Origin of the sequence: Paucibacter sp. DJ2R-2 (assembly GCF_025717675.1) — a bacterium.
In the GTDB taxonomy this organism is placed as follows: Bacteria; Pseudomonadota; Gammaproteobacteria; order Burkholderiales; family Burkholderiaceae_C; genus Paucibacter_A.
The window spans coordinates 15710-30513 of sequence record NZ_JAJIRT010000002.1 but is presented as its reverse complement, the minus strand read 5'-3'; the positions used below and the strand labels follow the sequence as shown (position 1 = coordinate 30513).

General features: G+C 65.8%; 10 protein-coding genes and 1 pseudogene. 6 read left to right on the top strand and 5 right to left on the bottom strand.

What is annotated here, in order from left to right:
• Positions 1–127: 127 nt before the first annotated feature.
• From LNV28_RS07310 to LNV28_RS07295, 4 genes and pseudogenes are all read right to left on the bottom strand, one after another.
• Complete coding sequence (locus LNV28_RS07310; RefSeq protein ID WP_263518183.1) at positions 128–1768, bottom strand: DUF262 domain-containing protein; 1641 nt, start codon at positions 1766–1768, stop codon at positions 128–130.
• A gap of 369 nt (positions 1769–2137) precedes the next feature.
• Positions 2138–2719 carry an RES family NAD+ phosphorylase gene (locus LNV28_RS07305; protein ID WP_263518181.1) on the bottom strand — a complete coding sequence of 194 codons (582 nt, stop codon included), beginning with the start codon at positions 2717–2719 and terminating at the stop codon, positions 2138–2140.
• Positions 2720–2728: 9 nt separating this feature from the next.
• Positions 2729–3199, bottom strand: coding sequence for a hypothetical protein (locus LNV28_RS07300; RefSeq protein ID WP_263518179.1), 471 nt, complete (start codon positions 3197–3199; stop codon positions 2729–2731).
• Positions 3200–3386: 187 nt separating this feature from the next.
• A pseudogene (locus tag LNV28_RS07295) lies at positions 3387–3503 on the bottom strand (DNA polymerase III subunit beta); the annotation flags it as partial.
• Positions 3504–4042: 539 nt separating this feature from the next.
• Between LNV28_RS07295 and LNV28_RS07290 the strand changes: the two are divergent.
• From LNV28_RS07290 to LNV28_RS07265, 6 genes are all read left to right on the top strand, one after another.
• Positions 4043–4855, top strand: coding sequence for a 5-deoxy-glucuronate isomerase (locus tag LNV28_RS07290; protein WP_263518178.1), 813 nt, complete (start codon positions 4043–4045; stop codon positions 4853–4855).
• Between the two features lie 39 nt (positions 4856–4894).
• Positions 4895–5677, top strand: a complete 783-nt coding sequence (gene kduD, locus LNV28_RS07285; RefSeq protein WP_263518176.1) for a 2-dehydro-3-deoxy-D-gluconate 5-dehydrogenase KduD — start codon at positions 4895–4897, stop codon at positions 5675–5677.
• Positions 5678–5760: 83 nt separating this feature from the next.
• On the top strand, positions 5761–7011 hold the full coding sequence (locus LNV28_RS07280) for a glycoside hydrolase family 88 protein (protein WP_263518174.1): 1251 nt from the start codon (positions 5761–5763) through the stop codon (positions 7009–7011).
• Between the two features lie 138 nt (positions 7012–7149).
• Positions 7150–10098 carry a TonB-dependent receptor gene (locus LNV28_RS07275; RefSeq protein WP_263518172.1) on the top strand — a complete coding sequence of 983 codons (2949 nt, stop codon included), beginning with the start codon at positions 7150–7152 and terminating at the stop codon, positions 10096–10098.
• 128 nt (positions 10099–10226) lie between these two features.
• On the top strand, positions 10227–12092 hold the full coding sequence (locus tag LNV28_RS07270) for a glycoside hydrolase family 35 protein (RefSeq protein WP_263518171.1): 1866 nt from the start codon (positions 10227–10229) through the stop codon (positions 12090–12092).
• Positions 12092–12298 carry a hypothetical protein gene (locus tag LNV28_RS07265; protein ID WP_263518169.1) on the top strand — a complete coding sequence of 69 codons (207 nt, stop codon included), beginning with the start codon at positions 12092–12094 and terminating at the stop codon, positions 12296–12298. Before LNV28_RS07270 ends, LNV28_RS07265 begins: the two co-directional genes overlap by 1 nt.
• Before the next feature lie 2 nt (positions 12299–12300).
• Here LNV28_RS07265 and LNV28_RS07260 read toward each other — a convergent pair whose 3' ends face one another.
• Positions 12301–14739, bottom strand: coding sequence for a polysaccharide lyase 8 family protein (locus LNV28_RS07260; protein ID WP_263518168.1), 2439 nt, complete (start codon positions 14737–14739; stop codon positions 12301–12303).
• Positions 14740–14804 lie beyond the last annotated feature (65 nt).

Sequence of the window (14804 nt, the reverse complement as noted above, 5' to 3'; positions counted from 1 at the left end):
TGACCCTCGCGCCTTGCGGTCAGGCGACTCTGAGAATGACCGCCATAGCGTTTACTTGGCAGGTCGAGTGAGCCAAAGTGCAGGCGGTACCGTGAACAATGTTGGAGCGATATTGGCCGCGGGTGTTTTACTCAGAAATCGCCCAGCCTGCCTGAATTCTGGCGCGTTCATTTATAAGGTTTGCACGAGCGGCCAGAAACGCGTCGTAGTCATCGGCTAATGCAGCATCAATGGCTGCGTCGTCGATCAGGTTTGAGGCTAGCCAAGAGCGGGCATCGGAGCCGTGCTCGGACAGAAGCTTTGCCATGTATTCGGAGGGCGCCCGGTCACTTATCAGTTTGTTGCTCGCCGAAGAGAGGTAGACCATGTTGGCAAGCGATGAGATTCGGGAAGAAGCGACGCCCTTTGTCCTCAGGAATGCCTGAGGAAAGACATGATGAAACTCCTTGTTGTTTTGCCAAGCAAGAGCCTTGTCGACGTCGATGGCCTGTCCGGTTAGGAGGTCCTTCGGATGCTGGTAAGCAAGAATGATCGCCAAAATTTTCGAGTGGGCGTTGTTGCCTCGGAACGTTCGCGAACTCCAGGCACTTGGGCTAGATTCATGGAAGCCCATATTGAGCGCATCAAGTTTCCCGTTGGCGAAGTCGACCACACCAGCGAGGTCTGCTGCCATCATTCCTGAGTTCCAGCCGCTGAAGTACCCGCTAATTCCACTTCGCCAGAACCAACTCTCGACTGCACGCCACTGTGGGGCAGTTGGCGTCGGTACAAGTCGCATTATTTCGGCAAGGACGACCACTTGATTCGTGTAGGGAACAACTGCAAACGACGGAACTTTGATGTGAGTCGAAAGAAAATCGACAGCTCTCTTGTAGCCTTCAGCGGTGTCTGCGGTCGCAGACTTTAGAACCGCAGGCTTTAGCTTTCGAAGGTCGTCAATGCTCTCGACCGTAAATGCACCACCGACTGCCGCGGAAACGTTCCTGAGGATCGCTTTACGGTCGATACCTTCAAACGACTTTTTAGCGAGCACTTCGCGGATTGCATCGATTGAGTCGACGAGGTCAAAGTCTGGGCTCCAGGTTGCTGCACGCATGAGATCGACGATCGTCAGCCTCGTCCCGGTGCTGTTAATGCGCTCGAAGATCGGCGCAACATCAACCAGGGGCATGTCACCTAGTGTGACCGTTGCAACCTTGTAGTCCTTGAAACGATTGAATAGCTCTTTGGCGGCTTCTGCAAGTTCCTTCTGCCCCGAAGACTCCAGTAGCCCTACATGCTGGAAAAAGGTTGCCGGGTCAGGGATGCGGTTAAGACGCATCTGGTGAAGCGGCGGCTCCTCCATCGTATCCAGGTGAAGGAATGACCGCGCCTTGAGGTCATAGACAACGTTCCAAGGGCTGGCTGGGTCACCGCCCCTCCAGTACAAAGCGCCACAGATGGAAGAAAGCCGCTGTTGCCCGTCGAGCAAGTAATTGACTGGATAGTCGGGCTTGGGTTGTGCGATCTCGAGGTCTGCAATGCGCCCCTCGCTCCGGAGCTCTTGCCTGCTCTGCCACAGGAGAATGCTGCCGATCGGGTAATTTCGGGCTACCGAGTCGAGAAGGTCGATCACCTGAGATCTCTCCCAAACAAACTCCCGTTGAAACTTTGGCAGGTAAATGTCACCGTTCAAAATCCGCTTTGCCAAGTCATCAATCCGATCTACAGACGGCTGAGGGTCCTTAATTGGTTTCATGGGTACGGGGGATGCGGCAACGTTGCTCATTGGCTTTCCTTACGTAATTCGTGTGCATTGTCCTAGATTGCTCGTGTCGGTGGATGCCACCTGAAAACCGAGTTATTTCCTGTGAATGCATGCCGTGCGAGGTTACGCAATATTTGAGTGACTCCACCTGGGATTGACCACCGCGCGAGGGTCAGGCCTTACATCTCAAGGCCCCATCTACTCCTCTACGACGTTTTGGCTGGCCAGCGAACGGCTGCCCCGGGCACGATCCTGACGGTGGCGGCCGACCGCAAAGTGTTTAGAGCTGCCCTTGCCCGGCGGGCAGAAGCAGCAGCATCTTCCAATGGCTTTTGAGGGCTACAAACTTTAGGCCTGACCCTCACTCCTGAGGGCCACAAGCTCAAGGCCTCACGGCGTCAGCGGGACTTTGGAGCCCTTGAGCGCGGCTGCGATCACTGTGTGCAGGTTGCCCGTGCCGGGCTCGACCAGCCGCTCCGTCCACGCCGCCTTCAGGGAAGAAAGGGCATCGTCGAAGACCGCATAGCAGGCCATATTGTTCTGTTGGGCCGAGCAGTACACGATGCCCGCAAACCCTTGCGCGTGGGCGTCTGCGGCGAGTTCCTGGGTGTGCGCCAGACGCAAAGACTGAAGCACTGGCCAGCTCGACGCGTGCATCCTCAAATCGAGAAGGGTCAGCGTGCGGCTCGCCTGCACGCACAGGAGGCTTCGGCCCGCGATGGTTTGAATGGAAAGGGCGGTCGTTTCACGTCTGGCGAGAGCTTCGTAGGCTGCCGTGTCGGGCGCTTCGGCGAAATAGCCCACGGGCACGCCGGCGACATCGAAGCGTCCGTTCAGGAGTTTCGAGGGAGCGAGCAACAGCCTGCCAATTCGGACGGTGCCGGCGCGCGCGCGGCTGCGCTGGATGCGGAACAGCGCCGAGGGCGCCAGGAGATCGAACGCCGGGGCGTATTCGAGATCGGAGAGCTTCATGTGGATGCGTCAGGTGCCTTCCGCTGCAGCCAGGTCAAGCACGCGCTCCGTGAGGCCTTGCTCGATCGCCGCCTTGGGTGTCTTTCCGTCGAGGCCTCCCAGAGGGGTCTCCAGGAACGACAGGATGGTCCACCCTTCGGTGGTGCCCAGGGCCTTCGAGAGCTTCGGGATGACCTCCCAGAACTGCGGGTCGAACTGCCAAACGGGCAGCCGAAATCCTCGGCGGGTCTGGGTGAGGCCGATGGCTCGGCCCTTGGCGATCCAGGCGTTGATGGTCACGCGTGTGGTGGCGGCGATGCTGGCCGCGTCGTCGGTGTTGACCATGTCCGAGGCCTGCAGACGTTCATTCCGAGCAGCAAGGCTGCTGGCCAGGAGCGACTTGGTCTGGGCGGCCGAGACATAGGGCGAGGGGCGCTTGGGGGCCTTGACCACGCGTGCGGTGTTGCGGACGGTGGAAATGGAGGTGGTGGCGGGCTTCATGAGTGAATTCGAATCAGGGCGCGTTGCGGGCGTTCACTTTGGCAGGGCTGAAGAAGCCAGCCAGGGCACGGCCACAAGCGGCGATGGGGTGAGCGTTGGTGGGCTTCGGCGCGTGCTTGCGCAAGGGCAGCAGGCGGAGGATCCGAAGGTTCTCCGGGCCGGCGTTGAAGATGGCGGCGAGAGACTTGCTGCGGTTGATGAGTACACCAGCCAAGATGGGCAGCGTGTGGCGGCGTTCGATGATGCCGGCTACAGCTTGAAGAGCTGAGAGCACCTTGTCCTGTGTTGCTTTCAAGACGATCATCAACACCCCTTTTACGGAAAGTTCGTAAAGTTGGATTATGTCGCTTGCCGCTCCGGCCGTCTAGGGAAGCTCTGCATCAATCGGGGCGAGACGATGTGGTGCGGATCGGGATGGGCTGCAAGGCGCAGTTTGAAGCCAATAGCCGTAGCTATTGGCGAGAAGTGCAACGCCGCAGACCGCCCGAGGCCGCGCTAGCAGGGCCGGGCTGATTGATGCAGAGCTTCCCTAGCCATGTATCCCGAAGTCGTTCAGATTTGGGCTGCTTCATTGGTCGTATCAAATTTGGTGCCAAGGTGTTTAGGTCGCATGCGGTGCTGACCGTGTGAGCCTGCTGCAGCAGATTGCAGGCTGCGATGCGATGCAGCCTGCGACCCGGCGAGGCCAGCCTCCCGCATTGACTGCAAAGCAGGCCCATGTGCGGCGCTCGTTCCGATCGCCCTCGTGCGCTACGTCACACCCCTGACCCCACCTCAGGGCTTGCCCTAGCCCCCGCTTGTGTTTAACATGTTATCGTTATCACACATTGAACATAAGCGAACATGAGCAACGCACACTTCCACGCCATCCCCACCGCCCCGGGCCACCATGTGCTGCAAGGCGCGAGCTGCCGGCTGCTGGGCTTTGAAAAGCTGGTGCTGCTGCCGGGCCAGGCGCACAGCGGCCAGGTGGCGGGTGACCGCGAGCAGATGTTGGTGGTGCTCTCGGGCACGGCCGAGGCGGTGGAAGTCGCAGGTGGCCCGCGCTTTGCGAATGTGGGCGGCCGGGCCAATGTGTTTGTGGGCAACCCGCACAGCGTGTACCTGCCGCGCGGCAGCCGCTTCACAGTCACGGCCGGCAGCCGCATTGAGGCGGTGCTGGTGAGCGCGCCGTCCAGCCTGGACACCGAGGCCTACGAGGTGCGGCCCGAGGCGGTGCGCACCGGCACCTGGGGCACGCTGAACTACACGCGGCATTTCCGCGAGATTTTGACCCAGCCCGATGGCCGCCCGGCCAGCAGCCTGATCGTCGGCGAAACCATCACGCCGTCGGGCAACTGGAGCACCTTCCCGCCGCACAAGCATGAGCGGGAGGAGGGTGGCGAGGTCTTCCACGAAGAGATGTATTACTTCCGCGTGGCTTCGCCCGAAGGCTTTGGCCTGGCGCGCCACTTCAGCCCCGAGCATGGCTTCGACCACACCCACACGGTGCGCGACGACAGCCTGCTGTCGATTCCCTACGGCTACCACACCTACGCCGCCGCGCCGGGCGCCAAGAGCTACTACTTGTGGTTCCTGGCCGGTGACGGCCGCCGCCAGGGTGTGGCCCTGCAGCCCGAGCTGGCCTGGACGCAAAAGCTGGTCGGCATGTGCTGAGCGAATGAACGAATGAATGCGTGAGTGAGTGAGACCAGCATGAGCACCAACACCCCATCCCAACTTCAATCCCTGTTCTCCCTGCAGGGCCGCGTGGCCTTGGTGACGGCAGGGGCCAGCGGCATCGGCCAGGCCCTAGCCATCGGCCTGGCGCAAGCGGGCGCCGATGTTGCCATCACCCGCCACAGCCAGAGCAGCGATGACACCGAGGCGGCGGTGCGCGCCCTGGGCCGCCAATGCCTGGTGATCGCCACCGACCTGGCCCGGCCCGAGGCGCCGGCCGAAGTGCTGGCCCAAACCTTGAAACACTACGGGCGCATCGATGTGCTGGTGAACAACGCCGGCATCATCCGCCGCGCGCCGGCCGTCGAGGTGCGCGACGAGGACTGGGACGCCGTGATGGACCTGAACCTCGACGCCGCATGGCGCCTGTGCCAAGGCGCCGGCCACCAGATGCTGGAGCAGGGCAGCGGACGCATCATCAACATCGCTTCGCTGCTGAGCCTGCAGGGTGGCATCCGCGTGCCGGCCTACGCCGCGGCCAAGCATGCGCTGCTGGGCCTGACCCGCGCCCTGGCGAATGAGTGGGCGGGCCAAGGCGTGGGCGTGAACGCCATCGCCCCCGGTTATATCGAAACCGCCAACACCGCGCCGCTGCGCGCCGACCCCGAGCGCAGCCGCCAGGTGATGGAGCGCATCCCGGCCGGCCGCTGGGGCCAGGCGCAAGACCTGGTGGGCGCCGCAGTGTTCCTGGCGTCTCCTGCGTCTGCATACATGCACGGCCAGTTGCTGGTCGTCGATGGCGGCTGGATGGCCCGCTAAGCAGCGACCGCAAAGCCCCCGAATCCAAACCCATACCCATGCCCGCAGCCGCTGCGCTGCGGCGCCCCATGCCTGATCGAGACATGACGACCAACGCTTCTGTTGTTGAAAACCCCGAGGCCAGCGCGGCCAGCACGGCGCAGCCCTCCATGGTGGTGCGCGCCGAGCAGGCCATCGTGGCCGCTTGCGCCCAGCTGGGCCGCTGCCTGCAGCAGCTGGGCCCGCAGTTCCCGGGCGACACCAGCAGCGGCAATGTGTTTGCGCCGGCGGTCTGGCCCGATGAGCCGGACGGCGTCAACAGCAGCTGGACAGCGGGTTTTTGGACCGGCCTGCTCTGGATGGCGCATGAGCTGAGCGGCGATGCCCGCTTTGGCACGGCCTCAGCCGCCCAGCTGGAGGGTTACTCGCGCAGACTGGAGCGGCGTTTTGTGGTGGACCACCACGACCTGGGCTTTCTCTTTATGCCCTCCTGCGTGGCGGCGTTGCGCCAGGGGCCACAGCCGCTGGCGCACGCCACGGCTTTGCAAGCGGCGGCCTTGCTGATGACGCGCTACCTGCCGCGCGCCGGTGTGGTGCAGGCCTGGGGCCGGCTGGAAGACCCGGCTCAGCGCGGCCGCATCATCATCGACTGCCTGCTCAACCTGCCCCTGCTGCACTGGGCCGCGGGGCAGGGCGGCGCGGCCGAGATGCGCGAGGCCGCCATCAGCCACGCCCAGCGCTCGCGTGAATACCTGGTGCGGCCCGACCACAGCAGCTTCCACACCTTCCACTTCGACCCCGAGACCGGCGCGCCTCGGCATGGCACCACGGCCCAAGGCGCTTCGGACCAATCCTGCTGGGCGCGTGGCCAGGCCTGGGGCTTGTACGGCTTCTCGCTCAACCACCGCTGGGTGCCGGAGCAGGGCTTTTTGCAAACGGCCTGCCAGTTGGCCGACCACTTCCTGGCCCTCTTGCCCGAGCATGGCATCGCCTGCTGGGACATGAGCTTCCCGCCCGAGGCGGGTGAGCCCTGGGACAGCTCGGCCAGCGCGATTGCGGCCTGCGGCCTGATGGACATTGCCGAGCAGCTGCCCGCGGCCGAGGCCGAGCGCGCCCAAGCCTACCGCCAGGCGGCCGACCGCATCCTCGACGGCCTGCTGCGCCACTGCGCCGGCTGGGACGCGCCCGGCAATGCCTTGCTGCGCCACGGCGTCTACAGCAAGCCCGATGGCTTGGGCGTGGACGAAGCCAGCCTGTGGGGCGACTTCTTCTTCCTCGAAGCCCTGGCCCGCCGCGCCCGGCACTGGACACCGTTCTGGCACCCCGTTTTGGCACCCCCAAGCACCACCCCGTGAACTGAGCTGCAAGCAAGCGCCCGCTAGTTTTTCGTTCTTTTCTTCTCCCTTTCCCTGCTTCCCGTTCGACCTTTCTCCTTCCACCGTCCCTCGTTTCGCTGCGCAGATCAGATCAAAACCTACACTGGAGACACGACCATGCGACCCTCGACTCAGACTTTGTTTGCCCCTCGTTCCGCTTCTGCTTTTCCGACCGTGCCGCACGCCGTGGCGATCGCCGCCGCCAGCTTCCTGGCCCTGGCCGCCGGCAGCGCCGCTGCGCAAAACACAGCGCCCGCTGCAGCGGCGCAAGGTGGCACGGCGCCTGCAGCAGCGTCGCCTGAGGCCAAGCCGGTGCAGAACCAGCTGGACACGGTGGTGATCAGCGGCATCCGCGCGTCCAAGGAAAAGTCGCTCAACGCCAAGCGTTTTGCCGATGGCGTGACCGAGGTGGTGAGCGCCGAAGACATCGGCAAGATGCCGGACAAGAACGTGGCCGATGCGCTGCAGAAGCTGCCGGGCGTGACCACCACCGCCGGCAGCGGCGGCCAGGGCGGCTATGACGAGAACGACCGGGTCAGCATGCGCGGCACCAACCCCAGCCTGTCGCTGACCACCATCAACGGCCACAGCGTGGCGTCGGCCGATTGGGACCCGGGCGACCAGATCGCCGGTGGCACGGGCTCCAACAGCTCGGGCGCGGCCCGCAGCGTCAGCTTCCTGCTGCTGCCATCGGAAATCGTCAGCCAGGTGGTGGTGCGCAAGAGCGCCTCGGCCGACCAGCTCGAGGGCGGCGTGGCCGGCTCGGTGGACATCATCACCCGCCGCCCGCTGGAGTTCAAAAAGCGCTTCTCGGCCGAGATCGGCTTGCAAGGCGTGTACGCCGACCAGGCCGGCAAGACCGACCCGCAGTTCAATGCCTTGTTCAACTGGAAGAACGAGGCCAACGACGCGGGTGTGATGCTGCAGGTGTTTGACCAGACCCGCCACATCCGCCGCGACGGCCAGTCCGAGATCACCTGGGCCCGCCTCTCGCCCGCCACACCGGCCGGCCAGGCCAATGGCGGCCAGCTGGGCAACAAGCTCTACATCAGCGGCCTGATCAACAGCCTGTTCGAGCAAAAGCGCCAGCGCCAGGGCGCGGTGCTGGGCGCGGAGTTCAAGGTCTCGCCGGACCTGACGGTCAACCTTGACGCTTTCCACAGCGAGCTCAAGGCCAGCTATACCAACACCCGCTTCTTTGTGCGCCCCGGCAATTCGGTGGCGGCCAGCGGCGGCGTGGTGCCCAGCGAAGTGAGCCTGGACGGCGAGCGCATCAACGCCGCGCGCTTCAACAACACCGGCAATGCCATGGGCGCCCAGCTGGAGACGCAGGCCAACCCGTTGGCTGCTTCCAAGACCCAGTACCTGAATGCCGACTTCAACTACCGCGCCAGCGAGGCGCTGAGCTTCAAGGGCCAGGTGGGCCACACCCGCGCGCAGGGCGATACCTTCCTGTACTGGAACTACGCCTTCCTGCCCAACACGGCCACGGGCTACAGCTTCCAGGGCATGGACAAGCCGGTGCAGGTGAGCCTGCCCAATGGCTTTGACGGCAGCAAGCTCAGCTATCTGCCCGGCAACTCGGGGGCAGACAACAGCTTCAGCCAGCAGCGCAGCAAGGACCGCGAGAACTACGGCCAGATCGACGGCGAGTACCGTTTTGCTGAGAGCAGCCTGATCTCGGCCCTCAAGTTCGGTGCCCGCATGGCCGAGCATGAGCGCGAGGGCAGCCGCCCGGTCAAGGGCGCCGCTGCGATGAACGCCACCAAGAACGGCCAGGTTGCACTGACCAGCCTGCCGGCCTGGGGCGGCGCCAGCTTCCCCGGCAACTTTGGCAACGGCCTGGGCGGCAACCCCGGCGGCGTGGGCGTGCCCCTGATCGACCCGGCGGCGGTGGTGGCCTGGTCGGACGCCAACTTCTCGGCCGACCCGGTGTTCAACCGCCCGGTGTCCGGCGTGTTCACGGTGAAGGAAAACGTCAGCGCGGCCTACGGCCTGGCCAAGCTGGCGCGTGAGGACTGGCGCGCCGAGTTCGGCCTGCGCCTGGTGCGCACCCGCACGCAAGTCACCACCAACACCGGCGTGCCCTGCGGCGCCGTCACCGCCAGCAATGGCCTGAGCTACGGCAGCCCGGCCCAGGCCGAGGCCTGCAAGGGCTTTGTGCCCGAGGGCGCCAGCCTGGTGACCGGCTCGCGCTTCGGCAACTTCTACATCAAGAGCACCGAGAGCAGCGACACCCAGGCCCTGCCCAGCGCCAGCCTGAGCTACGACCTGAGCGACAAGCTGCTGCTGCGCGTGGCGGCGGCCAAGGTGATGGCCCGCCCGGACTACAGCGCCCTGGGCTCGACGCTCAGCGCCTTTGCCTACAACCCGGCCAACAACCCGCCGTCCACCGCGGCCGGTGGCAACGCCGAGCTGAAGCCCGTGGTGGCCAAGAACTACAACCTCGGCCTGGAGTGGTACTTCGCGCGCCGCTCGGTGCTGTCGGCGCAAGTGTTCATGATGGACTTCGACTCGCTGATCGGCGCGGGCAGCTCCATGCAGCAGCAGCTGAACACGGCCATCCCCCTGGCCCTGGGCGGCCCGGCCGTGGTGCCCACCCTGGTCAGCTCGCCGGCGGCCACCACTGGCCGTTCGCGCGGCCTGGAGCTGGGCTATGAGCAGCCGGTGTGGGGCGGCTTTGGCGTGACGGCCAACTACACCTACGCCAATGCCAAGGAAGCCAACGGCAACGCGATGCTGGGTGCGTCCAAGAACAGCTACAACCTGGGCGCCTACTACGAAGACGAGGCCTTCAGCGCCCGCCTGGCGTATGCGCACCGCAGCGCTTCGCGTGTGGGCCTGTACGGCCTGTCGCAGAACTACCTGGCGGCTTCGGGCACGCTGGCCGCTTCGGCCAACTACAAGCTCAACGACACGGTGACCCTGACCTTTGAAGGCCTGAACCTCAACAAGCCGGTGACCCGCTTCTACAACGCGGCCAATGCCACCGTGCCTTTTGATGCGACCACCGCGCTGTACAGCAGCGGCCGCCAGTTCTACGTCGGTTTGCGCCTGAAGTATTGATGGTGGGTGCGGGCGCTGCCGTCGGTGCATCAGGCCGGCGGCGGCGCCTTTTTTGTCTTTGCTTGTTCCTTTCCTTTTCCAGCGTGTGATCGTTCTTTCGTTCGATCGATTGGCGCTGCGTTCATGCCATGCAGTCCCCCAGCGAATCCCCTTCCCCCTCGACCTTTGCCGTCTGCGGCGATGACTTCGTGCTGAACGGCCAGCCCGTGCAGCTGCTGTCCGGCGCGCTGCATTACTTCCGCGTGCTGCCCGAGCAGTGGGAAGACCGCCTGCTCAAGCTCAAGGCCTTGGGCCTGAACACGGTGGAGACGTACGTGGCCTGGAACCTGCACGAGCCGCGGCCGGGCGAGTTCTGTTTCGAGGGCGGGCTGGACCTGGTGGCCTTTGTGCAACTGGCCCAGCGCCTGGGCCTGTGGGTGATCGTGCGGCCAGGGCCCTATATCTGCGCCGAATGGGAGTTCGGCGGCCTGCCGGCCTGGCTGCTGGCGGACAGTGATATGGCTTTGCGCTGCAGCTATCCGCCCTATCTGGCGGCGGTGGACCGCTTCTTTGCCGCGCTGTTGCCGCTTCTCACGCCGCTGCAGATCGCCGAAGGCGGCCCCATCCTCGCGATGCAGGTGGAGAACGAATACGGCAGCTACGGCAGCGACAAGGACTACCTGGCCTGGACCGAGGCCAGCCTGCGCCGTCACGGCGTGCGCGTGCTGCTCTTCACCTCGGACGGCCCGACCGATCACATGCTGACCCACGGCAGCTTGCCGCATCTGCTCAAGACCGGCAACTTCGGTTCGCGCGTGCCCTCGGAGTTGGCCAAGCTGCGCGAGCACCAGCCCCGCGGCCCGCTGATGTGCATGGAGTTCTGGAACGGCTGGTTCGACCACTGGGGCGAGCCCCACCACACCCGCGACGGCGAAGACGCCGCCCGCTGCCTGGGCCAGATCCTGGAGGCGGGTGCCTCGGTCAACATCTTCATGGTGCACGGTGGCACCAGCTTCGGCTTCATGAACGGGGCCAACACCGATCTCAAGACCGGGGCCTACCAGCCCACGGTCAACAGCTACGACTACGACGCGCCCCTGGCCGAGGACGGCAGCGTGACGCCCAAATTCATCGCCATGAAGGCGGTGATCCTGGCCCATCTGCGCCAGCAGGCGCAGGCCCGCGGCCTGCCTGCGCCCGAGCTGCCGCCGCTGCCGCCCGAGGTGCCGCGCTTCGATCTGCAAGGCCTGGCCCTGGTGCCTTGCCAGCCCTGGTTCGAGGCCTTGCAAGGCCTGGCACCGACGCGCACCGACGTGTGCCCGCGCAGCATGGAGCAGCTGGGGCAGGACTACGGCTTCACGCTCTACCGCTGCCGCGTGCGCCACCCGAAAGGCCCGGTGACGCTGTCGGTGCAAGCGGTGTATGACCGCGCCCAGGTGTTTGTGGACGGCCGGCCCGTGGGCTTGCTGGAGCGCAACGGGGCTTTGAGCCTGGCGCTGGAATGGCCCGGCGGCGAGGCCACGCTGGAGCTGCTGGTCGAGAACCAGGGCCGGGTCAACTACGGCCCGCAGCTGCATGACCGCAAGGGTTTGCTGGGCTGGGTGCGCCTGGGCATCAATGTGCTGCAGCGCTGGGAGCACTTTGCTTTGCCCCTGGCCGAGCTGCCGGCGGGCGCCACGCAGGTGCGCGCAGCGGCCTCGGTGCAGAGCGGCCTGCCGCAGTTCTTCAGCGCCGACTTTGAGGTGGGCGCGCCGGGTGACTGCTTTGTGCGCCTGAACGGTGGCCACAAGGGTCAGGTCTGGATCAACGGCTTCAACCTCGGCCGGCACTGGGTGCGCGGCCCGCAGCTGGCGCTCTATCTGCCCTGGCCGCTGCTGCGCCGAGGCCGCAACACACTGACCGTGCTGGAGCTGCAGCCCGAGGCCGGTCAGGCCTTGAGCGCCGACTTCTGCGCCCGCCTGCCGCAAGCGGGTGAGGTGGTGGACATGGCGCCGACGCTGGCGGAGCTGTGGTGATGGACGAGCTGTTCGTCACGCCCGCACGCGGCCGGCCCAGCCTGCCCCTGCCTGAAGCGGTGATGCGTTTCTATGTGCAGCAGGTAGAGGCCGGCATGAGCGTCACCCAGGCCTGCCGCCACGGCCGTTTCTCGGACACGACCTTTTACCGCTGGCGCCAGCTGCTGGCCGCGCAGGTGCCGGCGGCCAGCGCTGCCAAGGGCTGAGCTCAGCGCTGCAGCCGGAAGCGCGCCTCGAAGGAGCGCCCCGCCGATTGCGCCACATTGACCTGCAGCTGCACGGTGGGCGCCAGGCGCAGCACAGTGATGCCGGGGCTGCTGGCCAGCACGGCGCTGGCGGCGCGCTGAAGATCCAGAGTGATGCTGCCGGTGTTGACCTGGGTGGGGTCGGCCACGCTCAGGGCCAGCTCGTCGCCGCTCTCGCGCATCAGCACCGAGGCCTTGGCGCTGCTGGTCAGCAGGGCCTTGCCGTCGAGGTTCAGCGTTTTGCTGCCATTGGTCAGGAAGTTGGCGCCGACCAGGCCGAGGCTGCTGTCTTGCACGGCCAGCAGGTCGGTGCTGCGCGCCAGGATCTTGAGCGCGGGCTGGGCCGCGAAGGCGGCGGTCTGCGCGGCGCTGCGGCCGGGCAGGATGACATAGCTGTAGTTGGCGGCTGTGGGCTTGAGGCCGTGCGGGATGGCCAGGCTCAGGTAGTTGGCGCTGACCGTGTCGGCCGCCTCTTGCGATTTGATGGCCTTCCAGTTGCCGCTGCGCGTCTCGCGCAGGGCCTGCACGGTGGGCCGGTCGGGGAAGACATAGCCGATGTCCGCGCCCGCCTGGCTGCCGGCCAGATGGGCCCAGGCGGCGGCGCTGAAGCTCTGCGACCAGCCCGGTGTGCTCGGCTGCAGCTGGCCCCCCATGGTCAGCGCATTGCTGCCGGCCGGGTTGAGCTTGCGGTTCTCGACCACGGTCTCCACGGCCAGGCTGTTGCCGCTGCTGATGGCAGCGCCCAGGGCGAAGATCTTGTCGCCGAACAGGAACCAGGCTTTCTTGCCCTTGAGCGAGCTGCCGGTCACGTTGAGCGCACCGAAGTCCAGCGTGGCGATGGCGTAGCGGCCTTCGAGCTGGGCGCCGCCGACCCAGTTGCTGGTGTTCTTGATCAGGGCCCAGTTCTTGAGGGCGGCGCTGCTGCGGTCGGTGGTGGTGCCGGCCAGGCGCAGCAGGTCGACCGTGGCCCAGTAGTCGCCATCAAAGGCTTGCTGGTCGGCGTTGTGCAGGCTGCTTATGCCCATGCCGGTCCACCAGGGCCGCAGGTTCTCGCCATTGCCCGATTCGTAGGCGCTGATGCGGTTGGAGAACAGGCTCAAATCAAAGCTGAAATCGGCATGGCGCAGCACGGCGCGGTCCATGCTGGCGAAGACCTGGGCGCCGGCGCGCTCCGGCGCTGGCGTGATGCCGGTGTCGGCTTGCAGGCTGTGCAGCAGGCTGATTTCATGGAGCGAGAACTTGGCGCAGGCGCTTTCCGGGCTCAGGGTCTGGCCGCTGTAGCAGCTCGGGCCCAGATAGCGGTTGCGCTGCAGCCAGCCCTTGACCATTTCCTTGAGCGGCAGCGCCTGGGCCGCAGGCGCGCCCTCGGCCAGGCGCAGCAGCGAGCCCATCAGGCTGCGGCCGGCGGAGTGGTTGCTGGAACTGCGGCGGGCAATGGCGCGGCCGCGCACCGAATCGGCCATGGCGCCGTCGCGCACCAGGGGGCGGAAGGCGCGCTCGGTCCAGTCGTAGACATGGCTGAGCTCCGGGTCGTCCGGCGCCCAGAGGCTGCCGTTCAAGAGCAGCAGCAGGCGCGACAGGCTGTCCAGCATCACCAGGCCGTAGCTGCCGGTGTAGGCCACATAGTTGTGCTGGATGAAGGAGCCGTCGGCGTAGAAGCCATCGCCCTGGGTGACATCGGGCAGGGTCTGGCTGATGGCATCGCGGGCGTGGCGCAGGCGCTCGTCCGAGTCGCCCAGCGCGCCGCGCACGCCGATGATCAAGGCCTTGTCCAGGCGGTTGGCGCCGGTCTCTTCCAGGCTGGGCTGGTTGCCGCGGTAGGTGGCGTCGGGCACGTAGAAGTCCACGCTGGCCAGGTCGCGTTCGCGCTCGGTGGCGCTCAGCGCGGCGTGCATGACCGTCAGGATGCTGGTCAGGGCCTGAGGCGCGCCGATCTCCCAATCCCACCAGTTGCCGTAGCGGGCGAGGCCGGGGCGGTAGCGGTTCGCATGCATCCATGCCAGGCCGCCCTGGATGGCCGCGGCCAGGTCTGTGCGGCCTTGGAGCCGCGAGCCCGGCGAGGCGTAAGCGCGCGCCATCAGCAGCAGGCGCGCGTAGTGGCTGGTCAGCACCGAGGCGTCGCTGCTGCTTTGCAGATCGGGCCACATGCCCGGCGTGGTGCTGGCCGGGTTCATGCTTTGCCAGTGCAGCTCGGCCTTGTCGGCCAGCTCCGTCGCCGCGGCCTGCCATTCGGGCAAGGTGGGCGCGGCGCGGCCGGCGCCGGTGAGTTGCTGCTGCCAGCGCGTGCGCAGCTCGGCATAGCTGCTGCTGTCCTGGGCTTGCGCGCCCTGCAAGGCCAGGCTGCAGGCCAGGGCCAAAAGCGTGGGGCGCCAGAAGCTCGGGTGCGGAATTGTCGGCGTCATGGTCTCGTCTCCTCAGTGATGGCCTGCGGGTATGTTGCAGGCCTGTTATTTGAGGTGAACGTTAA

Coding starts and splice junctions, on each gene's coding strand:
- LNV28_RS07270 (WP_263518171.1), top strand. CDS start 10,227: ATGCAGTCCCCCAGCGAATCCCCTTCCCCCTCGACCTTTGCCGTCTGC.
- LNV28_RS07305 (WP_263518181.1), bottom strand. CDS start 2,719: ATGAAGCTCTCCGATCTCGAATACGCCCCGGCGTTCGATCTCCTGGCG.
- LNV28_RS07260 (WP_263518168.1), bottom strand. CDS start 14,739: ATGACGCCGACAATTCCGCACCCGAGCTTCTGGCGCCCCACGCTTTTG.
- LNV28_RS07275 (WP_263518172.1), top strand. CDS start 7,150: ATGCGACCCTCGACTCAGACTTTGTTTGCCCCTCGTTCCGCTTCTGCT.
- LNV28_RS07300 (WP_263518179.1), bottom strand. CDS start 3,199: ATGAAGCCCGCCACCACCTCCATTTCCACCGTCCGCAACACCGCACGC.
- kduD (WP_263518176.1), top strand. CDS start 4,895: ATGAGCACCAACACCCCATCCCAACTTCAATCCCTGTTCTCCCTGCAG.
- LNV28_RS07280 (WP_263518174.1), top strand. CDS start 5,761: ATGACGACCAACGCTTCTGTTGTTGAAAACCCCGAGGCCAGCGCGGCC.
- LNV28_RS07290 (WP_263518178.1), top strand. CDS start 4,043: ATGAGCAACGCACACTTCCACGCCATCCCCACCGCCCCGGGCCACCAT.
- LNV28_RS07265 (WP_263518169.1), top strand. CDS start 12,092: ATGGACGAGCTGTTCGTCACGCCCGCACGCGGCCGGCCCAGCCTGCCC.
- LNV28_RS07310 (WP_263518183.1), bottom strand. CDS start 1,768: ATGAGCAACGTTGCCGCATCCCCCGTACCCATGAAACCAATTAAGGAC.